This window comes from Streptomyces sp. Rer75 (assembly GCF_013414305.1).
GTDB classification, from domain to species: domain Bacteria; phylum Actinomycetota; class Actinomycetes; order Streptomycetales; family Streptomycetaceae; genus Streptomyces; species Streptomyces himastatinicus.
In genome coordinates this window covers 2,010,883-2,035,763 of the sequence record NZ_CP058693.1, presented here as the reverse complement: position 1 = coordinate 2,035,763, position 24,881 = coordinate 2,010,883, and the positions used below count along the sequence as shown (strand labels likewise).

The window sequence follows — 24,881 nt, the reverse complement described above, 5'->3', positions numbered from 1 at the left end:
CTCGAGGCGGTCTCGGGCGGCGGCGACCCGGCTGGCCACGGGGCAGAGGACGCCGTACGGGGTCATCCCGAGACGTCAGTCGACGGGGTCTTCGGTCCATACGAGCGTCCCGGGGAAATCCGGGTCCCTGTCGGTCACCTCCCACTCGTCGTCACCCGGCAGTATCGCGATCCAGGGAGGCGGCGAGGCCAGCAGGTTCCCGACGAAGTCCAGGGCGCTGCTGAAGGAGTGCCAGAGGCGATCACGTTCCCAGGCGAAGCCCTGCTCGATGTCCCACCAGCCAAGACGGCCAGTCCTCATGTCGACCAGGAGCTGAATAGTACTCAACATCGCGAACGGGACGAGGAAGGGCTTGTCTCCTTCCTCCAGGTTTGCGTCATCAGGTGCCGCGTACTTCAACCAGGTCGCGCGGTTCTTGAGGATGTCGTCGACGCTCAGGAGCGTGTACCCGGGCGGGAGAATCACGGTCAGGCCTGACCCGTTGTGACGTAGCAGTGAGCGTTCGACATCGTCCGGCAGCCGCCCCCCGAGAGACTCGTACAAGGCCTCCAGGTCTGCGCGAGTACAGGGAGCCGGCAATGGGGCTTCGTCCGGAGCACGTTGGGCTATCCAGCGTTCGATCTTTTCCCACGATTCCTCGACAGTCACGCGTCCTCCTTCCCACTCGGCCGAAAGGCCAAGGATCCCAACCCAACATGGCGAAGACACCCACCGGAGTTCACAGATGGTTTCTGAGCACACCCCGCATGTCCCGAGCCGCCCGGTGCGCCGAACCTCTTCGACTACGGCTCGAACAACCACGGCGCAGTCGTTCGCCATCGCGCTGCGCGGCGCCGACGGTCGCGACGGCCCCTTCTACTCCGTCGACGCCAAGGGCGAGAAGCCGCAGTTCAGCTGGAACGAGGCCGACGTGCTGAACTGGAGCACCACGAAGCTGTACGACTTCTGACAGCCCGTCGGCCAGTGAGGCATCATCCCGGACGTGCCCCACCGCGCGTCCCGCACTCCGCCAGCACGGCGTCGGTGCGCTGGCGATCGTGTCCGGCTGATCGTGGGAGGAGAGGCCGAGCCTCCCGATCGTGCGCGTCATGCGGCGCGCAGGGCGGCGGCGACGTCGAAGTCCTTGTACGGCCATCAGCCGCCGACGGATGGTCTGGCCCGTTCGCCGGTCAGGACGTGGGGACGCGGGGATCGGACCTTGGTCCAGCCGTCGGGGGCGACCCGGTAGTGCTCGCCGTCGTCGGCGTCCATCCGCGAGTGGATGTGCACGTACACATCGTCCTCCTCCAGGCGGTAGGTGACGCCGCCCATCAGCCCCCAGACAGTGAAGGTGATCTCTACGGCGGGTCCTTCCGTCAGGGGGGCCAGCGGCGGCAGCAGGTGCTCGGCCTCCTCGAAGCAGCAGCGAGTGGAAGCGGCGCTCCAACTCGGGAGGGGAGGGGAGTTGCCGCACCACGACCGGCTCCAGAAGCTGGAGCAGATGCGTGTGCCCCCGTTCCCGCGCGACGTCCACGGCACGCCGCCCGTCCAGGGCGCGCTGCGTGCGCCAGGCGCCGTGCGCGATCAGCCGGGAGACGATGGCGAGGGGCGCGCCGTGCCAGGCCGCCTGATGCAGCGCGGCGAACCCGCTGCGGTTCGGGTGGTTTCCGATCCGGGGGAGGTTGACCCGCCCCGGCCCCGGCTGTCTCCCCAGCTCCTCGAACAGACCGGTCCAGTCGGCGACCCGGGCCATGTCCGAGAGCCGGTCCCGCTCCTTCCGGTACCAGCCGTTGAAGCGCTCAGGGTCGATGATCGCGCCCCATTCCATCCAGCTCCTGATCACCCGGCCACGCTAGCCCACCCCATGAGGGCCGGACCGGGCCAGCACTCTTGGGGCGCGGCTAGCCACGGCCTCCCGCACAGTGCCGTCGACCGCCTTCCCTCCCCGCTGCGAACGCGGGGTGCGGCTCACCATCAACCGCGTGCGGCATCCGCATGCCCGAACAGAGGAGCACGCCGTGAGCGTGACCGATCCGGACTACGCCTCGCCCCAGCACGAGGAGCCGGACCCCGCGGACGACTGACGACCTACACGCTCCGCCGCAGGTAGGAGCGCCGGGTAGGCGGGTGGTTCAGGGGTTGGCCAGCGCGCTGATCAGCTTGCGCGCCGCTGCTTTGGTCAGCCGTTTTGCGGCCGTTGCCGTCCGCTCCCTGGGGCCTCGGGGCTTGATGTCGGTTCCTTTGACGGCGTTGACGAACTCGGCGTCGAACCGTTCGATCCCTGCCGACGCCGCGAGGCTGGTGAGGTACTTCAGCTGTGCGGGCGTGGCCGGCTCCCTCTTCGCCTTCGCGGCTCGCTCCCGCCGGGGGCCATATACGCGGTCGTTCTCGGCCTTGCGGGCCGCCTCGGCTTCTTCACTGCGGCAGATGACGCGCACGGTTTCGTACCAGTTCTGGGTGCCGGGCTGGCCGGTGACCGCTTCCCACAACGCGTTCGTGGTCAGCGCCGACTCGTCTACGCCCTCGGTCAGGCCAGGTCCGACCAGTCCGTAGTAGCCGGTCTTGCCCCGGGGCAGCACTGTGAACCCGGCCGGGACAGCGTGCGTGGTGAGCCAGTCCTGCCCGCACCCGCAGTGGGTGGCGTGGTAGCGGCTCCACTTGCTGTCTGTCCCTGGTGAAACCCGACATGATCAGCAGTCTTCCATCCTCCGCCGCGAGGAGACAGCCCACTTTCAGCACACGGTGGTTGGGTGCTCCTGCATGCCTCGCTGAGGACGAGCGGTTCGGAGGGAAGTGGCCGGGCTACTTGGCGTACGCAAGGCTCCTCCACCCCGCGTTGACCGCTTGGGCGCTGTCCGGCACCACCGGGTCCGGCTTACTTCCCTTCTCGTCCAGGCTGGTGAACTTCCAGTCCCCCGCGGCCCACACCAGGTCGGCCGTCTGGACGTCCGTGTCCGAGTCCGTTACCCCGCGGGCAGACAGCTCGGTGTCGGTGAGGATCAACACCCTCACCCCGTCCTTGGAAGCGGACGAGACGCGATACGCCCGGGACTGCAGGGTGTAGTAGATCGCATCGTCCGACTCCCCGAGCAGCGGCAGACCCGCGGTGCTCCGGAGCCCCATGGAGAAACGCAAGGCATCGTCGCCGATCTGCTTCTCCTTGCCCGGTTCAGCGGTGCTGCGGTGCTGCGGTGCTGCATTTCTGTTGCGGCCGGGTCGAAAGCGTCGTGTTCGCCGCGCGCGACCGCTACATGGCCGAGGCCGTCATACGGCACATGGACGGCCCCGAGGCGCGCGTCGTGGTGTGGGCGCACCATGGCCACATCGCGAAAGGCACGTATGGGGAACAGGTACCCGCCCTCGGCAGCAGGCTCCGCGAACGGTATGGCGACGCCTACTACGCCCTGGCCCTCTTCTTCGGTAAGGGGTTCTTCCTCGCCCGGCGCGGCGACGACCTCCAGGGCCCGCCGGTACCGCATCGCATCGGCACCGGCATCCGTTCGTTGGAGGCGTGGCTCGCGGACGCCGTACGCGGCGACTACTACGCCGACCTGCGGAACCGAACAGCGCCCTGGATGCACACCCCCCAGGCGCAGCGCAGTTTCGGCGCCAACGTCCCCCGGTTCGTCTATCGCTTCCACACGGCCCCGCTTGTCCCGGCACAGGACTACGACGGCCTCGCGTTCGTCGCACGCTCGACCTGCTCCCACCTGCTGCCCGGGACGGAGATCTGAGGCCCTGGCCTCAGGGCCACAGATCGAGCACGGCGTTCAAGGTGAGCTTTCACATCGGCTCGGCGCCGGTCCCGAAAGCGGCGGCGAGCACGTGCCCCACGGCTGCGTCGTAGGGCTCCAGGGCGCGCTCGGAGTCGCTCTCGGCCTCCCACTCGACCGTCACGTTCCCGTCGCCGGTCGACGCGAAGACGCGAGCAACCGCTGCCGCAGGGTCTCCTCGGCGTCGTCGACGAGCAGGATGAGGTGGTCGGTCAACGCGTTGAGGGCCCGCCCGCGACGACGGCCTGATCCAAGCCGAAATGCCGTACATCTCGTGGTGGGGAATGCGATTCCAGCGTGTTCGGCCAGGTTTTCTGCTCGGGAGGGGAGTTGGCAGGGGCGATCACTGTGCGGTCTGTTGCCGTCTGCCTGGCTACTGCATCAGCTCGGTGTGGGGATGTTCCGGCGATGTCGGGCAAACGTAGAGCTGCTGTCGGTCGCTGCGGCCGATTTGAACCGCGGTCGGTTGCCTCGGGACAGAGTCGGTGATGCGCAGTGTGGCGCGGGCTTGGCCTCCGGGGACACGACCGACTTTCACATAACCTGCGGCTCGTAGGAGGTCGATCATGGTCTGGGCCTCCGGGCGGGTATGGGTGAAGGACGGCCTGGCGGGGGCTTGACCCTCGCAGTCTTCGTCCGGGATCCAGCTACGGGTGCTGTCGTCCCATTCGAAGGTGGCGATGGTCAGCAGCGGGTCCATCTCGGTGTCGCAGGCGGGGCAGAACCGGGGTGCGGGGTCGGTGGGGCCCCAGGAAGCCCATCCGCCGACTTTCCAGCCGGGTGCGACGGACAGATTGTTCCGATAGAACTCCTCCGGGTAGGGCGTGTAGGAGCTGTCCACACCGGCGTCGGCTGCCTGCCAGGTGCTCCAATCCCTGAGCGGCTCTCGCAGCTCCTTGCTCAGCTCCATGGGGTTGGGGTACTCGGTGATCCGTTCCGGGTCGAGCAGGCATGGCTCAAGCACGTAGTCGGAGAATTGCACTGTGGGCGGTTCCGGGGGAGTGGTGAGGATGTCGGTGACCGCGGCGGCGGATCGCCAGAACAGCGCGGTCCTGGGCATGATCGGGTGGTCGAAGGGGCACCACAGGATCTGGAGCAGATCGGCCTCGGCCTGACCCGGCGGGCGCAGCAGGGGGATGTCGCGCACGTACAACTGGGCCACGGGCAGCATGGCGATCGGGCTCTCGGGCCACGGGCGGCCGGCTTCGATCCGCTCCGCGTTCGCCCGCTCCTCAGGCGTGTAATAAGCGGATGGGGGGAGGCGGCGATCGAGGTGCGGTCGGCTCGCCACGGCCGCCCGTATACGACGACGCAGCCGCACATCTTCCGGCGAGAGGATCTCGTTCACCTGGTCCCACATGTGCGGCCCATCGCAGTGCGGCCACGGCTCGTCGGCGGGCCACAGCAGCGGCCCACCGACCGAACTGTCCTGCGGTGACGGAGACCCGGGGCGGGGATGCAACCGGGTCGCCGTGCGTGCCAGCGGAGCCAGTTGGGGGAAGACCGCAGGAACGTCGACCGGCCGCGGCGGAGTGGTACGGATGACGTTCATAGCGACGATGCTGCCAGCAGCCTCTGACAATGGGCGTACCGATCCACGTACAGCTGACACCAGGCAGCTTCCCCGGGTCAGTAGGCGGACCAAAGATAGATGCCTGCGATGGAGCCTGGCCAGGTAGATGGTCGCGGTCCGCGCCCAGCAGCCGCGCCAGGTGACGGGGGGGGTGGGTTCACCGCGCAGCAGATCCGGACGGGCATCAGCGATCGCGAAGGCCCGCCAGAGCCCTGAAGGGTGTCTTCATTGCCGTAGGGTGGTTGACCTGGGGCTTTGCGATCGTCCAAGTATGGGCATGATCGGTGATCGTGGGCCTGCGACTGCTCTACCTGATCTTCTGCCGACTGCTGGGCTGCCTCCTCTTACTGAGCCGGTCTGCCCCCGCGAACAACGCCGAGATCCTCGCCCTCCGCCATGAGGTCGCTGTGCTGCGCCGGCAGATCGAGCGCCCGCGGCTCTCATGGGCTGATCGTGCCGTGCTCTCGGCTCTCGCACGGCACCTGCCACCCGCATTACGCCGCCATCGGCTGGTCACTCCAGGCACACTGCTGACCTGGCACCGTCGTCTGGTGCGCTGGAAATGGCGCCAAACCCCAGCCGGACCCGGACGGCCACCACTGGCGGAAGAGACAGTCGCGCTCATCCAGCGCCTGGCGCGAGAGAACCCCGCCTGGGGATACGTCAGAATCCAAGGCGAGCTCCGACGGCTCGGGCATAGGGTTGCCGCCGCCACGATCCGGCGCGTCCTGCGCCGCTCCGGTCTACCGCCCGCACCGCAGCGCGCCTCGCAGCAGACCTGGCGTTCCTTCTTGGGCTCCCAGGCCCACACGCTGCTCGCCTGCGACGTCATGCACGTGGAGACCGTCTTCCTCAAGCGCCTCTACGTCTTCTTCGTCATGGAGTGTCGACGGTCATGGAATTCCCCACCTCATGTGGGTTCGGCGTCAGGTAATTCCCCACCCTGGCGGTCACGTTTCCCCATGAGGACGACGGTCGCGCCGGGCGACGTGTCGGCTCCCGCTGTCATCCGCCTGCTGGCGGCTCAGCGGCAAGGCATGCTCATGAAAAGGGCTTGCTCGCCCGATGAGGGTGTGCCGTCGTAGAGCGTCGTGTCCAGCCCGCAGAAGCTGAATCCCATACGCCGGTAGGCGTGGATCGCCGGGGCGTTGATGTTGGTGACTTCCAGCCAGATGTGCCCGGCACCGCGCTCACGGGCGAACTCGGCGGCGTGGCCCACCAGGGCACGGCCGACGCCCTGGCCTCGATGGGCTGGAGCGACTTCGATGTCCTCGATGGTCAGCCGCCGGTTCCACGGAGCGTAGGAGACGACGGCGAAGCCTGCCAGACAACCGTCAGCGCCGACGGCGACGAAGGTGCGGCTGTTCGGATCCTCCTGGGCCGCGGGGTCGTCGCCGTCGTCGGTGTCCTCCGCTGGGAAGACTTTGTGGATGGGCGGGTCCACCGGGATCTCCTGGAGGGCGAACCCGTCCTCGGTGACGGCCACGTGGAAGATAGTGCGGGTGGTGAAGGATCCGTCGAGTGCCTCGATAGCCTCGGTGTCCTCAGGCCGGGCAGTGCGGAACTCGTAGTCCATGTCGTCAACGGTCGTCATGGCATGAACCTACGATCAGTCTGACCGGCATGGATCGGGTTTCGGGGTGGCTTGGAAACCAGGCCGCCTGGGGCAGACCGCAGTGACCACCAAGCCCTGGATAAGACAATGCATCACGCCCTTATCGAAGATCAATTTTCCCCGTCTAGGGTGGTTTGAGCGCTACGCGGCTATCTATCCCGAATCCTCCTTATTGGTCATGGGTAGCGCGGAGTCCGGGACCGAGGGACCTGGTCGTCGCGGAGCTGCCCATGTTCCTCGTCCCGTGGTTCGGAAGGCCGATGGGCAGCCCGGATGGCGAGGAGAACGTTCGTCGTGGTCGACATCACTGAGATCTACATCCACTGGTACGCAGGCCGCTCGAAGAGCGCGCTGGCCGCGTCGCTGGGGGTGGACCGCAAGACGGTCAGAAAGTACCTGGCCCCGGCGGAGGCATCCGGGATCACCCCGGGCGGGCCGCCGATGAGCGAGGCCGACTGGTCGAAACTGGTCAAGGAGTGGTTCCCGGGACTGGCAGACAGACGGCTGCGGCAGGTGACCTGGCCGGAGATCGACAAGCACCGCGACTACATCAAGAACCTGCTGGGAACGGTGACCGTCTCGACGATCCACCAGCGACTGCGCGACGAGCACAAGCTCCAGGTGTCGATCTCCTCCTTCCGCCGCTGGGTGCACGCCACACTGCCGGACGAGGCGGCGAAATCACAGGTCACCGTCCTGCGGGACGAAGTCGAGCCCGGTTCGGAGGCCCAGATTGACTACGGCTTCCTCGGGCAGTGGATCAACCCACGCACGGGCCGACGGCACCGAGTCTGGGCGTTCGTGATGGTGCTGCCCTGCTCGCGGCACATGTTCGTGCGTCCGGTGCTGCACCTGGACCAACAGGCATGGACCGAGGCACACGTCGCGGCCTTCCGGTTCTTCGGCGGTGTCCCGCGCCGGCTCGTGCCGGACAACCTCAAAACCGGCGTCGACAAGCCCGACCTCTACGACCCGAAAATCAACAAGGCGTATGCCGAACTCGCCACCCATTACGGCGCGTTGGTCGACCCAGCCCGGGCATCGAAGCCGAAGGACAAGCCCAGAGTGGAGCGGCCCATGCCCTATGTCCGCGACTCGTTCTGGCGGGGACGGGAGTTCACCTCAATCGAGCACATGCAGGCCGAGGCCGTGACCTGGAGCCGGCAGGTCGCCGGACGTCGCCAGTGCCGGCCACTGGACGGCGCCGCCCCGCTTGCGGTGTTCGAGGCACTGGAAGCAGCCGAGCTGCTGCCGCTGCCACCCACCCCGTTCGTCCTGGCCCGCTGGTCGAGGGCGACCGTCGGCCCGGACATCCACATCAAGGTCGGCCGCACGCTCTACTCTGTGCCTTGGAAGCTGATCGGACGCAAGGTCGACGTGCGCTCCACCGCCACGATGCTGCAGGTCTTCCACGACGGCGCACTCGTCAAGACGCACGCAGCACTTGAGCAGGGCAAACGCACCGATGGCCACGACTATCCGCCCGAGAAGATCGCCTTCCAGATGCGCACCCCCATCTGGTGCCGCAGCCAGGCGTCCGAGATCGGGGACGCCTGCCGCGAGGTCGTCGACCAGCTCCTGGAAGTCAACGCCCTCTACCGGCTCCGCGCCGCCCAAGGGGTTCTCGGCCTGCGGAAGAAGTACGGCGAGACACGGCTGGAAGCCGCCTGCGCCAGGGCCATCGCAGCAGGCGATCCCTCCTACCGCACCGTCAAAGGCATCCTCGTCGCCGGCACCGAGACCGATCCCGAGCCCGAGCCCGAGACCAGCGGAGACGCCGGGGCTGCGGCCTTCCTCCACGGACCGGCCCAACTCTTCGCCCCGACCGTCACGACTCCCGACACGGCGGGCGACATCCCCGACGACCAGGTGCACGACGAAGCCGAGGTGGAAGCCCGATGACCGTGATGGACAGCGCTCTGCGGGAGTCGCTCAAAGCCCTCCGGCTGTCCGGCATGCTGGAGACCCTCGACGCACGCTTGGCTCAGGCCCACGGCGGCGAGCTCGGACACCTCGACTTCCTCCAGGTCCTCTGCCAGGACGAGATCACCCGTCGCGAGACCGTCGCCTTCCAACGTCGCTTGAAGCGGGCGAAGTTTGAGCAACAGGTCACGCTGGAGGAGTTCGACTTCAACGCCTCCTCGAAACTGCCCACGGCCCAGATCCGTGATCTGGGAGCCCTGCGGTGGCTGCACGCTGGCGAGTCCGTCATTCTGTTCGGACCGGTCGGGGTCGGGAAAACACATATCGCCCAGGCTCTCGGACACCTGACCGTCCGCCAGGGCGCGAACGTCCGTTTCGCTAAGACCAGCCGCGTCCTGGCTGACCTCGCGGGCGGCCACGCGGACCGCACATGGGAGAAACGGATCCGCGAACTGGTACGGCCCGACGTCCTCGTCCTCGACGACTTCGCGATGCGCCAGCTCAATGCAACCCAGGCGGACGACCTCTACGAGCTCGTCTCCGAGCGGCAGGGCCGGTCCCTGATCATCACCAGCAACCGAGCGCCCAGCGACTGGTATCCCCTCTTCCCCAACCCCGTCGTCGCTGAGTCACTCCTCGACCGGCTCATCAACACCAGCCACCAGGTCATCATGAACGGCCCCAGCTACCGACCGAACAAACGCCCCAAGAACCGCACCGACAAGCTGGACAACCCCAAGATCAAGTAACCGCTGCCGCATCCGGGGCTGGGGAATTATGTGAACTCAGCCCCGGGGAATTACGTGATCGTTCACATGGAGATTGCCACCCGGCGCGTCCATGTCCTGGGCGTCACCGCACGCCCTACCGGCGCATGGGTCACCCAGCTCGCCCGCAACCTGCTCATGGATCTCGAGGAAAGGGCTGGATGCTTCCGGTTCCTCATCCGCGACCGGGACAGCAAGTTCACTGCCGCATTCGACGCCGTCTTCGTCGGCAACGGCACAGCCGCCATCCCAACGCCGCCGCAAAGCCCCCGGTCCAACGCGTTCGCCGAACGATGGATACGCACAGCCCGTGCCGAATGCACCGACCGGATCCTCATCACCGGTGAACGACACCTGCGTACGGTCCTCACCGCGTACGCCCAGCACTACAACGCAGGACGGGCCCACCGCAGCCTGAGCCTACGGGCGCCGAACGATGCTCCGAACGTCATTCCCCTGCCCGCCGCCACGGTCAGGCGCCAGCAGGTACTCGGCGGACTGCTCAACGAGTACCACACCATGTCAGCCCGAGTGCCTCATCCCCGCGGGGGAAGCCCAGCTCAGCAGCCTGATCGGAATATTGACACCCTTCAGCCCTGTTCCATGTACTGCGGACCGTGGTCGTCTGGCGCGCCGAGCCCGCTGCGGCCCGGGCACTGTTCCTCTGCTACGCGCGTCTCGCCGCGTGGCTGTTCGGAGCGGTCGCGGTCACCGGGCTGATCTCCGCACTGCTCCTGGTCCCGCTCGACGACATCGCGACCACCTCCTACGGACAGGTCCTGCTGGCCAAGCTCATCCTGGTCCTGGCCGTCGGCGCGCTCGCGCTCGCCGCCCGCCGCCGTCTGCGCTCACCGAAGACGGGGGTCTCCGCGCCGCCCCGCCCGTGCCGAGACCGCCACGCTGGCCGTGGTCTTCGCCCTGTCCGCCACCCTCACTGTGCTGGCCGTGCCCATCGACCGCGACCGCGCACTGCCCCCTTCGCACCCCCGGCCGACGGGCCGACCGTGCCCGCCGGAACCCGCGCCGGAGAGATCGGCATCAGCGCCCGCGCCCGCGCCGGACAACTCGTCCTCGACCTCACCACACCACAAATCGGCGACACCGCCCGGGCGTCCTACGCCCTTAGCGCGACCCTCGCCGACCCACACGGCGCCACCCGGCGCCTGGGGCTCCGCAGCTGTGGCACGGGCTGCTTCTACGCCCCCGTCGCCTGGCGGGACGGCACCAGCCGCCTCACCCTCAACGCCTCGGCCCGGCAGTGGGCCGGCGGCCGTGCCGGGCTGACGCTCTCCTGGCCACCGCGCCCGGCCACCGGGCTGCTACGCGAAGCGGTCACCGCCATGAAGAAGGCACCCCACTTCACCCTGCACGAACTGGTCACCAGCAACACCACACTCGGCCTCGGCAGCCCACGGGAACTGCCCTCTGACCGGCTGCCGGTTCCTCGACTCCGAGCCGTACGGCAGCGGCACCGCCCCCATCACCACCCGCCTGCCCGACGAGAACGGACAACGTAGGATCGCTCTCGCCTTCCCCGCCGAACACATCCAGCTCGACCTCACCCTCGCCGACGACGGCCGCATCCTGCGCGAGACCCTCACCGCACCCAACCACCTCGTCAACCGCACCTTCGTCTACCCGGAGCACGACGACGAGGACGGCGGGCAGAACTGACTAGTCACGTTCGGAAAGTCAGTCTTGGGACGTGGCCGAGCTTGGAGCGTAGAGCGTTCGGCCTCGGGCCACCCACCGCCGAAGCAGTGAGCGGCCCGGGTTCTGCGACCTTGATGTGGGTCAGCCGAGGGTGACCGAGCGGGCGAAGGTGGCGTCGATCTCCTGGGCGATTTCGTTGAGTACGTCGGCTGGGACGTTGCTGTCGACGTTCAGGACGGCGAGCGTCTCACCGCCCGGCACGGACCGGGAGACCTGCATGCCGGCGATGTTGAGGCCCGCCTCGCCGAGTACGTGGCCGACGGTGCCGACGATGCCGGGCCGGTCCTTGTACCGCAGGAAGATCAGGTGATCGCTGACCGCGAGGTCGATGGTGTGCTGACCCACCGACACGATCTTCTGGATGTTCCTGGGGCCGGCCAGGGTGCCGGAGACCGCAACCTGCTCACCGCTGGTGAGTGTGCCGCGGACGGTCACCATATGGTGGTGGTCGGGGCACTTCGAGCTGGTGGTGTGGCGCACGTCGACCCTGCGTTCCTGCGCCAGCAGTGGTGCGTTGACGTAGGAAACCGCCTGGTCGACGACGTTCTCGAAGACGCCCTTGAGCGCGGAGAGTTCCAGCACCTTGACGTTGTGCTGGGTGATGTCGCCGTACACCTCGACGTCGAGCCGTACCGCGACCTCTCCGGCCAGGGCGGTGAAGATCCGGCCGAGGTTCGCGGCGAGCGGCACGCAGGGGCGGACGTCCTCGGCGATGACGCCGCCCTCGACGTTGACCGCATCCGGGACCAGCTCTCCCGCGAGCGCCAGCCGCACCGACGTGGCGACGGCGATGCCCGCTTTCTCCTGGGCCTCATCGGTCGATGCGCCCAGGTGTGGGGTGGCCACGAGGTTGTCGAGCTCGAAGAGCGGGGAGTCGGTGCACGGCTCCCGGGCGAAGACGTCCAGTCCCGCGGCAGCGACGCGGCCCTCCTTGAGCGCGCTGGCCAGCGCCTGCTCGTCGACGATCCCGCCGCGCGCAGCGTTGACGATCCGCACCTCGGGCTTGACCTTGTGCAGTGCCTCGTTGCCGATCAGGCCGACGGTCTCAGGCGTCTTCGGGAGGTGGACCGTGATGAAGTCGGAGACCTCCAGCAGCTCGTCGAGCGAGAGGAGCTTGACGCCCAGCTGCGCGGCGCGCGCGGGCTGCACGTACGGGTCGTAGGCGACGACCTTCATGTCGAAGGCGGACATCCGCTGGGCGACCAGCACGCCGATGCGGCCGAGGCCGACCACGCCGAGGGTCTTCTCGCTCAGCTCGACGCCGGTGTACCTGCTGCGCTTCCACTCGCCGTTCTTCAGCGCCGTATTGGCCTGCGGAATGTTCCGCGCGGTGGCGATGAGCAGGCCGCAGGCGAGCTCGGCGGCGGTGACGATGTTGGAGGTCGGGGCGTTGACGACCATGACGCCGGCCTTGGTGGCGGCGGAGACGTCGACGTTGTCGAGGCCGACCCCGGCGCGGGCGACGACCTTCAGCTTCTTGGCGGCGGCGATGGCCTCCGCGTCGACCTTGGTCGCGCTTCGCACCAGGATCGCGTCGACATCCGCGATCGCATGGAGGAGTTCGGCTCGATCGGCGCCATTGCAGAGCCGGATCTCGAAGTCCGGGCCCAGGGCGCCGACAGTGGCGGGCGACAGCTTTTCAGCCAGGAGTACGACAGGTTTCGAGCTCACGGTGGGTTTCAATCCCTACTGGTTCGTTGAGGAACGGCCGTCCCGGCGGCCGCATACGGCGGCGTCTTCGACGCATGATCGGCAGGGAGGACGAAGGAAAGCTCGTCCCCCCTGCCGCAGGACCATCGGTCAGGCAGACACCGACTCGGGCTGTGTCTCGCGTACCGGCGGCGCGAGGCGGCCGGTGCGGTGCAGCCCGTACAGGGCGGCGGCACAGGCCAGCCCGAGCGCGCAGAGCACGATCCACGGGAGCGCGGAGACGCCGGCCGCGCGGGCGGCGTCCAGAGAGGCTCCGGTCAGCAGGTTTCCGAGCGTGATGCCGACGCCGCAGATGGTGTTGTAGAGCCCGTAGTGGGTGGCGACCAGGCGGTCACCGGAGAGTCGGACGATGGTGTCCATCTCGAACGGGTAGGCGATCATCGTTCCCACCGCCAGGAGCAGAGCGGAGAGCGCGGGCGGCACGGCTGCGAGCAGCCACAGCCCCACTCCGCCCTCCGGCACGGGCACGGCCGTCGGTACCAGCAGGGGCAAGAACGCCACGCCCATGGTGAACAGCCCCCAGGCAAGTGCCCGGCCCGGTTCCATGCGGGCTTTGCACCACGCGGTCACCTTGGTCTGGAAGAGGATGGTGCTCAAGCCCGAAACAGCGAAGAGCATCGCCACCGCCGCTGTCCCGGACGTTCCGTCGCCGCCCAGGCGCCGCACTTCCAGCGGCAGGGCGAGATAGACCTGGAACTGCATGACGTAGAAGCCGATCATGGCGACCGAGAACAGCAGGAACGGCCGGTTGGCCACGATGGTGCGCCACTGGGACAGCACGCCGTCCTGCCGGCCGCTTCCCTTGGTGGTCGGTGCGTCATTTGCCCGGCGGGCGGGCAGGCTGCGGATCTGCACGATGCTCAGCAGTGCGAAGATCCCGGCCGACACCAGGCAGGCGACGCGGAAGTCGACACCGGTGAGCACCATGCCGACGAGTGGGCCGAGCAGGATGCCGGCCTGGTAGAAGATGTTGAACAGCCCGAACGCTTCGACCCGGCGCTCCCCGGCGTCCGCCGCGAGATAGGCCCTCACCGCCGGGTTGAACAGGGCGCCCGCCAACCCGGTCGCCGCGGATGCAGCGAGCAGCGCGGGCAGCGCGTCCACCAGTCCGAGGGTCGCGAAGCCGACGATGCGGAGCATCAGCCCGGCGATGATCAGCGGCTTGTAGCCGAGCCGGTCGGCCAGGGTTCCGCCGACCAGGAACATCCCCTGCTGGCTGAAGTTGCGGATGCCGAGCACGAGCCCGACGGCCCAGCCGGCCAGCCCGACCGTGCCGGACAGGTGCGCGGCCAAGTACGGCATCAGCATGTAGAAGCCGAGGTTGATGGAGAACTGGTTCACCATCAACAGCTGGACGCTGCGCGGGTAGGAGCGCATCTGCGCCAGGGCTCCCCCGGAATGTGACTGCCGGTCCATCACCGGTCTCCCTCCTCCTGGGTGTCGAACTCAGCGAGCTCGGCAGCGTCGTTCTCCTGTGCCGGGTCGGACAGGGTGAGCGGGTCGACCACGGTGGTGCACCGGGTCCAGCGGCTGACTTCCTTCTCGTCCAGGCGGCCGATGGTTTCCGGTTCGACGGGCGGCGGGGAGTCGAGCAGACCGTGGGCGGCGCAGTAGTCGTCGTCGTAGACCGTGCCGAGATAGCGTTGCGGGCCGTCGGGGAAGATCGCCGCGATCTTCGTGTCCGCGGGCAGGGTGCGGGCCAGCCAGCCCGCCACCAGGGCGACCGCGCCGACGCTCCAGCCGCCGGTGGCGTAGTGGGAGGCGGCGAGCTGGCGGCAGGTCCACACCGCCTCGGCCGGTGCCACCCAGTGCACCTCGCTGAAGTTGTCGTAGGCGACGTTGCGGGGGTAGATGCTGGAACCCAGGCCGCGCATCAGCCGGGTGCGGGCGGGCTGCCCGAAGATGGTCGAGCCGATGGTGTCGACGCCGATGAGTTTCAGCTCCGGGTACAGGGCCTGCAGCACCCGGGAGACGCCGGCGGAGTGGCCGCCGGTACCCACACTGCATACCAGCACGTCGATGTGGCCCAGTTCGGAGGCCAGCTCCAGCGCGAGCGGGGTGTAGGCGGTGGTGTTGTCGGGATTGTTGTACTGGTCGGGGCACCACGAGCCGGGGTACTGGGCCATGAGCTGAGCCACTCGCTCGCGCCGCGCCTGCTGCCAGCCGCCGGTGGGGTGGGGCTCGGAGACGACGTCGACCTGGGCTCCGTAGGTGGTCAGCAACTGGGTCATGGACCGCTCCAGCCCCGGGTCGGTGACCAGGGTGACGGGGTGGCCGTAGACCATGCCGGCCAGGGCCAGTCCCAGGCCGAGGGTGCCGCTGGTGGATTCGATGATCCTGGCGCCGGGGCGCAGATCGCCACGGGCGCGGGCCCGCTCGACCATGTACAGGCCGGGCCGGTCCTTGATCCCGCCGGGGTTGAAACCCTCCAGCTTCGCCCAGAACCCCCGGTCAGCGGGGGTGAGGGGATCGGAGATCCGGAGAACCGGGGTGTCGCCCACGAGCTCGGACAGGGCCGAGCGGGCGGGAAGTGTGATCTCGGTGGTGGTCTGCGGGTTCATCTTCCGCTCTCATCGGTGGTGTGACGGGGTTTCGTCGGGCGCGCCGTCCGGCCCAGGAAGAGGCATCCGCCTCGGGACCTGGTGGCAGCACGCGCGGCCCGTGTCGATGGCCGCGAAGGCCCCGTCTAGATCCGCCACCGACAGACGACGGCGAGGGTGGGCCGGCCTGAACGCCGTATCCGGGGTCTGCTTCCTCCGTGTCGAGCGACCCACTGCTGGCCGGCCACGGCGGCGGTCACTCCGGCCGCCACTCCGGCGAAGACGGCCAGGGCCGCGGGGTCCGTGAACAACTGCCGTGCCTGCGGAGGCACTTGGCTGACCACGTACGGCACGCAATGCGCACCGGAGTGTGGATGCGGTTCGTGGGGCATCGCACGCTCGGTGTCTGACGAGGCGAGCGGGACGAGGTCGGCCGAGGCCGAGGGTCGGCTCTGCGCGTGGCTGTCGTCAGCGTGCGTGGCAGAACAGCCGGACGCCCACAGCAGCAGGACTCCGAGGACGAAGACCAGCAGCCGCAGCAGCCGAGCCCTGGTGGCCGGGCGGCTGATGTGAGCGTGGGAAAGGGGGTGGAACGGCACGGTTCCTCCGGGGCGTGGCCGTCGCTCCCACGGCGTGGCGAGGGAGCGGCGGATCGGGATCAGCAGGCATCCGAGCAGGCAGGCACCGGGGAGCGGTCCGTTCAACGCGAGGAAGCGTGGCTACGGACGTCCAGGGGCCGGGAACTGACCGCACTTGGCCGACCCGTCCCGCAGGACGGGGCTGTCATCTCTCAGAAGAGCGGCGGCCAGTCGGGGACGCCGGAATCTAGACCTGCTGCACCACGGAGACTCTCGAACCCGTCAACGAAAGAACGGCGGGCCCCGATCGGAAGGGGTCGGGCTTCTCCAACGCAAACGGGTGCGTCGATGGCACACGGCCCAGTGTGGACTGACTGGGAGCGGCCAGATACAGGTCCTGCTGGGGCTGGCCGGAGACGCAGTCGGCAGCCGGGTGGGGCGAGCCGTCATCCTCGTGCTGGCCGTCGGCTGCCGCAACGTCAGGCGAAGCGCTCGCGGCAGCGCCGCCTTCTCCGGCCCCGCTCGCGTGACCTTCCTGCATCATGGCGGACGCGTGTGCGGGCGCCGTCGCACCGGCCCTTGCGTGCCCCTGGGCGCTCTCAGCGCTCGCGCCGTGCGTGACCAGTACGCCGAGCACCAGCACGGCCAGCCACAGCAGACGCAACGGCCCCGCGGAGCGGGGCCGTAGCATGCCGGAGCGCGACCAAGCCGTAACCATGCCGTGATCGTAACCATTGCCCGGCGACGCGGCGCAAACTTCTCCCGGAAACATGGAGTTAACAGCTGTACACAGATTTCACGCAAAGGATCAGGCTGATGCTTCGGGTCTCATGAAACGGCAGGTCGCGCCACCCCCGGCGCCCTTTCGCACGAGCCGCGATCATCTGGCCACCGTCAGACGTGATCCGCCTCACGGCGCCCGGTAGCCCAGGCTCGCCCTCATTTCGGCCTGGCCGTGGTGTGGGCCGTGGCAGTGCGGTATACACCGGCCCGGTTGGCGGTGTCGAAGAAGACGGACAGGATCTTCTTGGGCAGCGCGATCGCGGTGTTCTTGCGCGGCCCGGATGTGCCGATCTGGTACGTGTGGCTCGTCCCTCGACCTTGAAGCAAGCTGCTCAGCGGACGGCTCGTCCAACAGTCGTTGTGGTGCTCCGTAGCCGTCAGGGCGCGGGCGTCAGGCGGCCATCATCAGCAGCATCGTCGCCATGGTGCCGCCCATGCCGATGTGGGCGGCGAGCGCCGTGGTGGGCGACGTGCCGGGGCGCCGGCGGTGGTTGGCCACGCCCTTGCCCTGGCCCGCACTGCGGGTTCGGTCCCATACGGACACGGTCAGGGACACCAGGAAGACGACGACCCCGTCCGGCACCGCGAGCAGCCGGCCGGTCGTCCGCGCCGCCGGGCGGCGGGTTGGTCCGTGCCTCGCACCCTCGCCCGCACGGACGCGACAATGGAGAGCAGGAAGTACAGGGCGAAGGCCGCGAGGACGACACGCCACATGGTGGCCGAGTCGGAGGAAGGGGCAGCGGCGCCGGTGGTCATACCCGGCATCGCCATGCCGTCCATGCCCTCCATGCCTGCCATTCCTTCCATCCCTTGCGTGTGACCCATGCCCTCCATCCCCTGCATGCCCTCCGTGGAACTCATCCCCGGCATCCCCGCCATGTGGTGCCCGCCGAGCGCGAGTACAGGTCCGGAGGAGGCGCCCGGCATCGCCAGCGACATGATCAGCATGGCCGCGCTGCCGATGATGTGGTGCGCCCAGTGGCGCCCCTGCTCGCGCGTGCGGACGACGGACATACCGATCCCCGCCAGTACCAGTACACCGAACGCCGAGGCCCACCAGACGCCGTATGTTCCGAACCAGACCGCCGTCGCGGGCAGCGCCATGGCGGCCATGCCAAGAGCCATCAGCAGGTCGTTCCCCGCCGCGAACCGGGTCACCCCGTTCGACGCCGTCAGTCTGGCGGCGCTGATGGCCGCCACCACCACGGAGACCGCCGCTATGGACCAGCTCATGGCCATGCTTCCCATGATCGCCCTTTCGACCGACGGGGGCATCGAACAGAACTGCTGATGTCCTTAGAGGAGCTAACAGAAAGGTGCTGCGTGGCCATGTCCGCCGAATCCTGTTTGTGTTGCACACGGGCATCCAGTGGGAGTGGCTTCCGCAGGAGCTCGGGTTCGGTTCCGGGATGACGTGCTGGCGCCGGCTGCGGGACTGGAACGGGGAGCGTCTGCACCAGGTGTTGCTGACCGATCTGCACCGGGCTGGGAAGCTGGACTGGTCACGGGCGGTGATCGATGGCTCGCACCGGCAGGCCCGTCGGGGCGGCCCAAAACCGGGCCGAGCCCGGTCGACCGCGCCAGGCCGGGCTCGAAACACCATGTGATCACTGACGCGCACGGCATCCCGCTCGCCATCACCCTCACCAGCGGCAACCGCCACGATGTCACCCAGCTGATGCCCCTGCTCGATGCGATACCGCAGGTCAAGGGCCGCACGGGTCGCCCTCGCCACCGCCCACAGCAGCTGTTCGCCGACCGTGGCTACGACTACGACAAGTACCGCCGCATGCTGTGGAAACGCGGCATCAAGCCGGTCATCGCCCGCCGCGGGGTGCCGCACGGTTCCGGTCTCGGCGCCGTGCGCTGGGTGGTCGAGCGCACGAATGCCTGGACCCACGGCTTCCGCCGCTTGCGCATCCGCTGGGAAATCCGCGACGACATCCACGAGGCACTCCTGAAGCTGGCCTGTTGCGTGATCACCTATCGACGCGTCCGAGCATTGTGTTAGCTCCTCTTGGTACGTAAGGAGATGGGAATGAGTTCAGTGGGCTGGTCCGCGAATGCCGCGCAGCCGGTTGCTCGAAACTGGGCAGCGGGCAGTCCGCAGGAGGGAGCGCTTGCTCAGTCCTCGCTCATGACGGTCAGGTCGTCCCCCAGGGCGGCGGCGATTTCGGCGGCCCGGGAGTGATCGTCCAATCGTCGCGTCAGGTAAGCGCAGGCGTGGTGGTGTCGAAGTGACCACCAGGCAACGGAGCCGCCGATACCACCCTTGGCGATCTTGCCCTTGTCTCGTACGAAGCCCAGCGTCCAGGTGATCTCGGTGCCGAAGACCTCGTCGTAGTCGGTGACTTGGGAGGTGAGGAGCTCGGTGTGTAACTGTGGACCCAGTAGGTGGCGTACCGGCCCGTCCTCGCCGGTGAGGTGGGAGAAGAACGCCGCCATCGCGGTCGCGGTGGTGTGCAGGTTGACCGCTCCGAAGACAGACTGCCGCCATGCCCGGGAGTTGACCCGCCCTGTATCCAGAGCCCCGGCGGGGATCTCGAGCCACGGCGCCGCGTGGAGCCGCCGCGGCCAGTTCGGGTCGGCGTACTCCAGGTCGGCGACGCGGTCCAGCGCCTGGTCCGGCACTCCGAACCAGGCATCGAGACTCAGCGCAGGTCGCACCACATCGTTGAAGACGTCCCGCAGTGTGGTCCCGGCGCCTGCGCGCAGGATGCCGTCGACCAAGTGGCCGTAGGTCAACGCGTGTTCCCCGAGCGTCGTCCCGGGAGCGTACTCCGGTGCTGCCTGTGCCAGGTCCTTCCGCAGTCCGCTGTCATCCAGCAGGTCGAGATCTGCGGCGTCGGCCGTGAAACGGGGCTGGCCCGCCCGGTGAGTGAGCACGTGACGGAGTGTGGTCCGCTCCTTGCCTCGGACGCCGTACTCGCCCCAGTAGCTGGCGATCGGCTCGTCCAGTGCCAGCGCGCCCTCGCGAACCGCCACCAGTGCGGCGATGGTGACGAACGCCTTTGACAGCGAGTAAGGCTGGACCAGGGTGTCGCTGCGCCAGGGGCGGCTCCGCCCGGTATCGGCCCACCCCGCGTTCAGCCGGACGACCTCGCGGCCCTCCCGCCAGACCGAGAGACCCGCCCCAGTTTCCGAGCCGTCGTCCACCAACCGCTGTAAGACCTCGCGCACCGCTTCGTAGCCGTCCGCGGCGAACCCCTCGACGCTCATCCCGCCCTCTTCTCTTGTCCAGCCCGCAGTCGCAGCACATCCGCCCTCCTGTGTCTTGGGCGGCTGCAACTTCCCTCGGAGAATACCCCGGAGGGGTATGTCGTGCCATGGGGCGCCGGGAGGGGCAGGCGTAGCCGCAGGAGGGGGGAATCTTCGGGGTTCCGACCCGCTTCGGCCGAGCTCTCGCTGATCCGATCCGGTGCCGCCTACGGCTCGCACCTGCCGAGGCCCCAGCTCATCCTTCGAGCCTCGCCGAGGCGCTGGAAATCTCGCGCATGCGCTTGTCGAACCATCTGGCGTGTCTGCGGGACTGTGGCCTGGTCGCAGGGCCGGTGGCACGCGGCTCAGCGACCTCTTCTGCCCAATAATGGCCCATTGCACAGCTCAAGCAGGTCACAGCTTCCCCCCCCCGGGCTGAGCCTCTTTGTCTGTGGCGCACAGGGGCGTCACAAGGGGAGCTGGTATCCGCTGACCCAGCCCTGCATGCCGCTGATCATTTGACTCCACAGGCCGCTGACCTGCAGCAGGCCGACCAGTACGAGCAGGGCCCCACCTGTGCGCATGACGCCACGGGCGTGCCGACGGGCGAAGTCGAAGACGCGGAGGCTCTTGCCGAGGGCCAGCGTGAACAGCATGAACGGGATTCCGATACCCAGGGCATAGAGGAACGCCAGGAACGCGCCGCGGCTCGCCGATCCGGTGGTGAGCGAGAGTGAGAGCACAGCGGAGAGCGTAGGGCCTATACACGGGGTCCAACCGAGCCCGAACATCACCCCCAGCAGGGGAGCGCTCGCCAAGCCGGCGCGCGGAGTGAAGCGGGGCCGCAGGGTGCGGGAGAGCAGCGGAACCCGCTCCAGAACCCCCATGAACATCAGCCCGAGAACGATCGTCAGTACGCCCAAAACCTTGATGAGCGTGTCCTGGTGGGCGAAGAGGAGGGTGCTGATCCCGCCGAACATGGCCCCGTAGGCGGCGAACAGGGCAGCGAAGCTGAGCACGAAGAGGGCTGTACCAAGCAGCGCGCGGTGTCTGCTGCGTCCTTCCGGGGCCGCCTCCGCGTCGGAGCCGGCCATACCTGTCGCGTACGAGAGCCAGCCAGGTACGAGGGGCAGGCAGCACGGCGAAGCGATGGTGAACGCGCCCGCGGCCAGCGCGATCGGGGCGGCCAGGAGCAGGGATCCCGAACCGACCACCTGGCCGATGTCGACGGACAAGGAAGTTGCCCTTTCCATGGAGGGTAGCTGTCCGCGGCGGGTTGCCACCCGGGCGGCAGGTCGATTCGCACCCTACCCCTATGCTGCTAAGGAACTTAGCGGGGGCGATGGGGCCGAAGCCGTGGCGATCAGGCTGGGCCAGGAACTTCGGGTGTGCGGCCTCGGGCTCCGGGTTCCTGGTCATCGACCGTAGGCGACATCGCCCAGTCCTCGGGCACTGTCGCATCCAGGTATCGCAGGGACCGCTTACGCGTCGGCCGCGTTCCCACACCGAGGCTGAACAGAGGGCTGTGCGAGGCACACCCCCCATGGGTATATTGGCGGTTCATCGGCAGGGAGCGTAGGTGGAAGCGATGACCGTGCGGAAAGTCCGGCTGACCTGCACCCATAGTGGTGCCGTCCGCTGGGCTCGCGCTGCCACCGTCGCCCTGTTCGTAGTGATCGCCGTCCTGGTGCATCACCAGGCGATCACGCTGATGACTTCGACTTCGCCGGATGCTTCGCGCGTGATGGCTTCCATGGCCATGCCCATGGACACCGCCGAGCACGCCGCCCACAAGGGCGCCGCACAAGCCACCACCGGTGCCCCGGCGGGCTCTGCGGCCCCGCGGGCGGCACTCCAGGCCGATCCGGTCATGCACGGGGACGGGAAGATGGCCTGCGGCGGAGCGGGCGTGGAGCACTGTTCCGCCTTCAGTATCGACACTCTGAAGCTCACGGCGCCGCCTGCGATGTCGTACGCCGTACACGCCGCCGCCCCGCACGCAGCCGTTTCGGAGCGCGGCGCCTCCGGCACGGCGGAGCGTGCACCGCCTGACCTTCTCTCTCTCCTTTCTCGTTTGCGCATTTAGGCCGCGCCCCATGGCATCCCCGCCCAGCGACGGGACGAGGAGCCATGTCCGCATACGGCCTGAACGGCATATCGAGACAAGGACACCAATTCTGTGAACAGCATCAATCGCCGATCCATCCTGCTGGCCGGACTGGGAGCGGCCGGCGCCGGTGCGCTCGCCGCCTGCAGCAGCGCCTCCGGCTCCGGCAGCACCCCTGGTCTGGTCAGCCCCTCCGGCCCGGCGGTCACTCGCGTGGAGAAGAAGCGCTCGTCCACCGGCAAGGTGCACAAGCGAAGCTTGACCGCCGCCCCCGTCAGGCTCGATCTGGGCGGCGGCGTCATGGCCAGGAGCTGGGCCTTCGACGGACGGGCCCCGGGCCGAGAGATCCGCCTTACGGCCGGGGACATCTTGGCCGCCGAGCTCAACAATCAGCTGCCGGGCAAGGCCACCACATCCATTCACTGGCACGGTCTCGCCCTGCGCAACGACATGGACGGCGTCCCCCCGGCCACCCAACGGGCGGTCCGCGCCGGATCGACCTTCACCTACCGTTTCATCGCCGACGCACCCGGCACGTACTTCTTCCACCCCCACGTCGGCGTCCAGCTCGACCGCGGCCTGTACTCCCCGCTGATCGTCGAGGACCCGAAGGAACCGTTGTCCTACGACGATGAGTGGGTCGTTGTCCTCGACGACTGGCTCGATGGCGTCACCGGCACCCCGGATGAGGCATTCGCGGAGCTCAAGCAGGGGATGGGCGGGATGGACCACGGCGGTATGAGCAGTATGGGAGGCAGCAGCCCCAGTCCTGAAGGCTCGGGTGGCCACGATATGGGCGGCATGGACATGAGCGGTGGCGGTGGCAAGGACATGAGTCCGTCGCCATCCCCCTCGGACTCCGCCGGCGGCATGTCGATGAAGTTCATGCTCATGGGCGCCGACAGCGAACTCCTCGGTGGCGACGCGGGGGATGTGAAGTACCCGTATCACCTGGTCAACGGAAGGGTTCCGCAGGACCCGGACGTCTACACCGCCAAGCCCGGCAAGCGCGTGCGGCTGCGGATCATCAACGCGGGCTCGGACACCGCGTACCGCGTGGCGCTGGGCGGCCACAAGCTGGCCATCACCCACACCGACGGCTACCCCGTCGAGCACCGTCAGACTGACGCCCTACTGATCGGAATGGGAGAGCGCTACGACGTCCTGGTCACCCTCAAGGACGGGGTCTTCCCACTGGTCGCACTGGCCGAGGGCAAGAAGGCCAGCGCCATGGCGCTGATCCGTACCGGTTCGGGCAGCAAGCCGTCCCCCACCGTCCGCCCTGAGGAGCTGGACGGCATGGTCACAACCGCGTCCCAGCTGCGCGCCGCCGATGATGTGCGGCTGTCGTCGAAGAAGGCGGACCGGGTCCACCGCATCGAGCTGACCGGCGGCATGGACAAGTACAACTGGGCCATCAACGGTAAGCGGTTCGACATGAACAACCCGGACGCGAGTCCGCTGCGTGTCGAGGAGGGCCAGCGGGTGCGGCTGGACTTCGTCAACACCACCGACATGTGGCATCCCATGCATCTCCACGGCCACACCTACCAGCTCGGCAGCACGGGTCCGCGCAAGGACACCACCATCGTGCTACCCAAGAAGAAGGTGTCCGTCGTCTTCGACGCCGACAACCCCGGCCAATGGATGCTGCACTGCCACAACGCCTACCACGGCGAGTCCGGGATGATGGCACTGGTGGCCTACCAGTCCTGATTGCAGGCGTCTGCCCCTAGGGACGGGTCCTCGGAGAGACGGGCTCGTCCCAGGGGGTCACGTCGTAGGCGGGCGATATGCGCCCCAGCAGCCCGGCGTCAGCTCGTCTGGAGGATCTTCCGCATCTGGGCGATTTCAGCGGTCTGGGTGATGACGATGCGGTTGGCGAGTGCCTTGGCGGGGCCGTAGGAACCGTGCTTTTTCTCGGTTCTGGCCATCTGGACCGCGCCTTCGTGGTGCTTGATCATCATGGCCAGGAACATGGTGTCGAAGGACTTGCCGGAGGCGCGGTTCAGCGCGTGCATCTCGTTCTTGTTCATCATGCCTGCCATGTCCGAGGGGTGGCCGTGACGCATGCCATACATGCCTCGTGGGACCTTTTCGCCCCAGGCATTCAGCCAGCCGACCATGGTCCGGATCTCTGGGGCCTGCTCCTTCTTGACCTTTACCGCGAGGGTCTTGACGTCACTGGAGGAGGCGCGTGTCCGGGCCATTTCTGCCATCCCGATGGCCTGGCGGTGGTGCAGGATCATTGTCTGGGCGAACGTGACGTCGGCCTGGTTGTGTTTGTCGGTGGTGGTTTTCACGTGGGCGGATGCGGTGGCGCGGAGGGCCGTAGCGGCCCCGGTGGTGTGGTGGCCGCTGAGGGCGGACACGAGAAGCGCGACAGCCGCTGTAGCAGCGGCCACCACGGCGCGAAGAGGGAGGGAACGATTTGCGTGCATGATCGGAAACCTCCTGCTCTGACTGCGGGGGTAGGTATGCCGATGAATGTGCCGGGACATGGCGAGTACCCGCGCAGCCGGTTCGGCGTCGTGGGCCGCTGAATTTTCAGGCCGAGTCGTCGCCGCTCGCTCCGTCAAATAGGTGAAGAACACCAGGTCACGCCTGAAGGGTGTCTTTATT

26 protein-coding genes and 2 pseudogenes are annotated in these 24,881 nt (G+C 68.0%); 11 read left to right on the top strand and 17 right to left on the bottom strand.

The window, feature by feature from the left end; genetic code table 11:
- Window positions 1-75: 75 nt before the first annotated feature.
- Window positions 76-648: an SMI1/KNR4 family protein gene (locus HYQ63_RS08235; RefSeq protein WP_179933230.1), complete on the bottom strand. Its 573-nt coding sequence runs from the start codon at window positions 646-648 to the stop codon at window positions 76-78.
- Between the two features lie 76 nt (window positions 649-724).
- Here HYQ63_RS08235 and HYQ63_RS08230 point away from each other — a divergent pair, with 76 nt between their 5' ends.
- Window positions 725-949 carry a hypothetical protein gene (locus tag HYQ63_RS08230; protein WP_179931896.1) on the top strand — a complete coding sequence of 75 codons (225 nt, stop codon included), beginning with the start codon at window positions 725-727 and terminating at the stop codon, window positions 947-949.
- Between the two features lie 185 nt (window positions 950-1,134).
- Here the strand turns inward: HYQ63_RS08230 and HYQ63_RS44500 are convergent, their stop codons facing one another.
- From HYQ63_RS44500 to HYQ63_RS08215, 3 genes are all read right to left on the bottom strand, one after another.
- On the bottom strand, window positions 1,135-1,518 hold the full coding sequence (locus tag HYQ63_RS44500; protein ID WP_257231727.1) for a hypothetical protein: 384 nt from the start codon (window positions 1,516-1,518) through the stop codon (window positions 1,135-1,137).
- 593 nt (window positions 1,519-2,111) lie between these two features.
- Window positions 2,112-2,558 (bottom strand): hypothetical protein, encoded by a 447-nt coding sequence (locus tag HYQ63_RS44495; RefSeq protein ID WP_257231726.1) that lies wholly within the window; start codon window positions 2,556-2,558, stop codon window positions 2,112-2,114.
- A 223-nt stretch (window positions 2,559-2,781) separates the two neighbouring features.
- Window positions 2,782-3,102 (bottom strand): hypothetical protein, encoded by a 321-nt coding sequence (locus tag HYQ63_RS08215; protein WP_179933229.1) that lies wholly within the window; start codon window positions 3,100-3,102, stop codon window positions 2,782-2,784.
- Window positions 3,103-3,170: 68 nt separating this feature from the next.
- On the opposite strand from HYQ63_RS08215, the gene HYQ63_RS08210 reads away from it, so the two are divergent.
- A complete protein-coding gene (locus HYQ63_RS08210; protein ID WP_257231725.1) occupies window positions 3,171-3,713 on the top strand; it encodes an erythromycin esterase family protein in 543 nt (180 codons plus the stop codon).
- A gap of 412 nt (window positions 3,714-4,125) precedes the next feature.
- Here HYQ63_RS08210 and HYQ63_RS08205 read toward each other — a convergent pair whose 3' ends face one another.
- Window positions 4,126-5,304 (bottom strand): hypothetical protein, encoded by a 1,179-nt coding sequence (locus tag HYQ63_RS08205; protein WP_257231724.1) that lies wholly within the window; start codon window positions 5,302-5,304, stop codon window positions 4,126-4,128.
- Window positions 5,305-5,609: 305 nt separating this feature from the next.
- Here HYQ63_RS08205 and HYQ63_RS45580 point away from each other — a divergent pair, with 305 nt between their 5' ends.
- Window positions 5,610-6,410: an IS3 family transposase gene (locus tag HYQ63_RS45580; protein WP_373689043.1), complete on the top strand. Its 801-nt coding sequence runs from the start codon at window positions 5,610-5,612 to the stop codon at window positions 6,408-6,410.
- On the opposite strand, the gene HYQ63_RS08195 is transcribed toward HYQ63_RS45580, so the two are convergent.
- A complete protein-coding gene (locus HYQ63_RS08195; RefSeq protein ID WP_179933228.1) occupies window positions 6,350-6,919 on the bottom strand; it encodes a GNAT family N-acetyltransferase in 570 nt (189 codons plus the stop codon). The genes HYQ63_RS45580 and HYQ63_RS08195 overlap by 61 nt on opposite strands.
- Before the next feature lie 315 nt (window positions 6,920-7,234).
- On the opposite strand from HYQ63_RS08195, the gene istA reads away from it, so the two are divergent.
- The gene (istA, locus tag HYQ63_RS08190) at window positions 7,235-8,842 is read left to right on the top strand and encodes an IS21 family transposase (RefSeq protein ID WP_179933227.1); all 1,608 of its coding nucleotides are present in this window, start codon (window positions 7,235-7,237) and stop codon (window positions 8,840-8,842) included.
- On the top strand, window positions 8,839-9,612 hold the full coding sequence (gene istB / locus HYQ63_RS08185; RefSeq protein ID WP_179933226.1) for an IS21-like element helper ATPase IstB: 774 nt from the start codon (window positions 8,839-8,841) through the stop codon (window positions 9,610-9,612). The genes istA and istB overlap by 4 nt, the downstream gene beginning before the upstream one ends.
- A gap of 36 nt (window positions 9,613-9,648) precedes the next feature.
- Here the strand turns inward: istB and HYQ63_RS44485 are convergent, their stop codons facing one another.
- A complete protein-coding gene (locus HYQ63_RS44485) occupies window positions 9,649-9,984 on the bottom strand; it encodes a hypothetical protein (protein ID WP_257232718.1) in 336 nt (111 codons plus the stop codon).
- Between HYQ63_RS44485 and HYQ63_RS44480 the strand changes: the two genes are divergently transcribed.
- Both HYQ63_RS44480 and HYQ63_RS44475 read left to right on the top strand, forming a co-directional pair.
- Window positions 9,877-10,350 (top strand): transposase, encoded by a 474-nt coding sequence (locus tag HYQ63_RS44480; RefSeq protein ID WP_257232581.1) that lies wholly within the window; start codon window positions 9,877-9,879, stop codon window positions 10,348-10,350. The genes HYQ63_RS44485 and HYQ63_RS44480 overlap by 108 nt on opposite strands.
- A complete protein-coding gene (locus tag HYQ63_RS44475) occupies window positions 10,248-11,147 on the top strand; it encodes a CopD family protein (protein ID WP_257231723.1) in 900 nt (299 codons plus the stop codon). Before HYQ63_RS44480 ends, HYQ63_RS44475 begins: the two co-directional genes overlap by 103 nt.
- 277 nt (window positions 11,148-11,424) lie before the next feature.
- On the opposite strand, the gene serA is transcribed toward HYQ63_RS44475, so the two are convergent.
- From serA to HYQ63_RS08145, 7 genes are all read right to left on the bottom strand, one after another.
- The gene (serA, locus tag HYQ63_RS08170) at window positions 11,425-13,014 is read right to left on the bottom strand and encodes a phosphoglycerate dehydrogenase (RefSeq protein WP_179933225.1); all 1,590 of its coding nucleotides are present in this window, start codon (window positions 13,012-13,014) and stop codon (window positions 11,425-11,427) included.
- Window positions 13,015-13,143: 129 nt separating this feature from the next.
- Complete coding sequence (locus HYQ63_RS08165; RefSeq protein ID WP_179933224.1) at window positions 13,144-14,469, bottom strand: MFS transporter; 1,326 nt, start codon at window positions 14,467-14,469, stop codon at window positions 13,144-13,146.
- On the bottom strand, window positions 14,469-15,614 hold the full coding sequence (locus HYQ63_RS08160) for a PLP-dependent cysteine synthase family protein (RefSeq protein ID WP_179933223.1): 1,146 nt from the start codon (window positions 15,612-15,614) through the stop codon (window positions 14,469-14,471). The genes HYQ63_RS08165 and HYQ63_RS08160 overlap by 1 nt, the downstream gene beginning before the upstream one ends.
- Window positions 15,615-15,739: 125 nt before the next feature.
- Entirely contained in the window at window positions 15,740-16,297 is a 558-nt protein-coding gene (locus HYQ63_RS08155) for a hypothetical protein (protein ID WP_179933222.1), read from the bottom strand.
- Between the two features lie 813 nt (window positions 16,298-17,110).
- Entirely contained in the window at window positions 17,111-17,281 is a 171-nt protein-coding gene (locus tag HYQ63_RS08150) for a hypothetical protein (RefSeq protein ID WP_179933221.1), read from the bottom strand.
- A gap of 64 nt (window positions 17,282-17,345) precedes the next feature.
- Window positions 17,346-17,537 carry a hypothetical protein gene (locus tag HYQ63_RS44470; protein WP_257231722.1) on the bottom strand — a complete coding sequence of 64 codons (192 nt, stop codon included), beginning with the start codon at window positions 17,535-17,537 and terminating at the stop codon, window positions 17,346-17,348.
- Entirely contained in the window at window positions 17,501-18,193 is a 693-nt protein-coding gene (locus tag HYQ63_RS08145) for a DUF5134 domain-containing protein (RefSeq protein ID WP_257231721.1), read from the bottom strand. The genes HYQ63_RS44470 and HYQ63_RS08145 overlap by 37 nt, the downstream gene beginning before the upstream one ends.
- Window positions 18,194-18,200: 7 nt before the next feature.
- On the opposite strand from HYQ63_RS08145, the pseudogene HYQ63_RS08140 reads away from it, so the two are divergent.
- A pseudogene (locus tag HYQ63_RS08140) lies at window positions 18,201-18,965 on the top strand (IS5 family transposase).
- 113 nt (window positions 18,966-19,078) lie between these two features.
- Here the strand turns inward: HYQ63_RS08140 and HYQ63_RS08135 are convergent.
- A complete protein-coding gene (locus HYQ63_RS08135) occupies window positions 19,079-20,173 on the bottom strand; it encodes a serine hydrolase domain-containing protein (RefSeq protein WP_179933219.1) in 1,095 nt (364 codons plus the stop codon).
- 149 nt (window positions 20,174-20,322) lie between these two features.
- Between HYQ63_RS08135 and HYQ63_RS08130 the strand changes: the two are divergent.
- Window positions 20,323-20,496: pseudogene (locus HYQ63_RS08130) on the top strand (ArsR family transcriptional regulator); the annotation flags it as partial.
- A 123-nt stretch (window positions 20,497-20,619) separates the two neighbouring features.
- Here HYQ63_RS08130 and HYQ63_RS08125 read toward each other — a convergent pair.
- Complete coding sequence (locus HYQ63_RS08125) at window positions 20,620-21,387, bottom strand: cytochrome c biogenesis CcdA family protein (protein ID WP_257231720.1); 768 nt, start codon at window positions 21,385-21,387, stop codon at window positions 20,620-20,622.
- Between the two features lie 344 nt (window positions 21,388-21,731).
- Here HYQ63_RS08125 and HYQ63_RS08120 point away from each other — a divergent pair, with 344 nt between their 5' ends.
- Window positions 21,732-22,238: a hypothetical protein gene (locus HYQ63_RS08120; protein WP_179933217.1), complete on the top strand. Its 507-nt coding sequence runs from the start codon at window positions 21,732-21,734 to the stop codon at window positions 22,236-22,238.
- A 93-nt stretch (window positions 22,239-22,331) separates the two neighbouring features.
- On the top strand, window positions 22,332-23,975 hold the full coding sequence (locus HYQ63_RS08115) for a multicopper oxidase family protein (protein WP_179933216.1): 1,644 nt from the start codon (window positions 22,332-22,334) through the stop codon (window positions 23,973-23,975).
- A gap of 98 nt (window positions 23,976-24,073) precedes the next feature.
- Here HYQ63_RS08115 and HYQ63_RS08110 read toward each other — a convergent pair whose 3' ends face one another.
- Entirely contained in the window at window positions 24,074-24,700 is a 627-nt protein-coding gene (locus HYQ63_RS08110) for a DUF305 domain-containing protein (RefSeq protein WP_179933215.1), read from the bottom strand.
- Window positions 24,701-24,881 lie beyond the last annotated feature (181 nt).

What these genes read in the sequence shown, in the direction of transcription:
- istB (WP_179933226.1), top strand. Translation starts at nt 8,839, where the DNA reads ATGACCGTGATGGACAGCGCTCTGCGGGAGTCGCTCAAAGCCCTCCGG.
- HYQ63_RS08215 (WP_179933229.1), bottom strand. Translation starts at nt 3,102, where the DNA reads ATGGGGCTCCGGAGCACCGCGGGTCTGCCGCTGCTCGGGGAGTCGGAC.
- HYQ63_RS08195 (WP_179933228.1), bottom strand. Translation starts at nt 6,919, where the DNA reads ATGACGACCGTTGACGACATGGACTACGAGTTCCGCACTGCCCGGCCT.
- HYQ63_RS08145 (WP_257231721.1), bottom strand. Translation starts at nt 18,193, where the DNA reads ATGGCCATGAGCTGGTCCATAGCGGCGGTCTCCGTGGTGGTGGCGGCC.
- HYQ63_RS08165 (WP_179933224.1), bottom strand. Translation starts at nt 14,469, where the DNA reads ATGGACCGGCAGTCACATTCCGGGGGAGCCCTGGCGCAGATGCGCTCC.
- HYQ63_RS08230 (WP_179931896.1), top strand. Translation starts at nt 725, where the DNA reads ATGGTTTCTGAGCACACCCCGCATGTCCCGAGCCGCCCGGTGCGCCGA.
- HYQ63_RS08205 (WP_257231724.1), bottom strand. Translation starts at nt 5,304, where the DNA reads ATGAACGTCATCCGTACCACTCCGCCGCGGCCGGTCGACGTTCCTGCG.
- HYQ63_RS08160 (WP_179933223.1), bottom strand. Translation starts at nt 15,614, where the DNA reads ATGAACCCGCAGACCACCACCGAGATCACACTTCCCGCCCGCTCGGCC.
- HYQ63_RS08135 (WP_179933219.1), bottom strand. Translation starts at nt 20,173, where the DNA reads ATGAGCGTCGAGGGGTTCGCCGCGGACGGCTACGAAGCGGTGCGCGAG.
- HYQ63_RS08110 (WP_179933215.1), bottom strand. Translation starts at nt 24,700, where the DNA reads ATGCACGCAAATCGTTCCCTCCCTCTTCGCGCCGTGGTGGCCGCTGCT.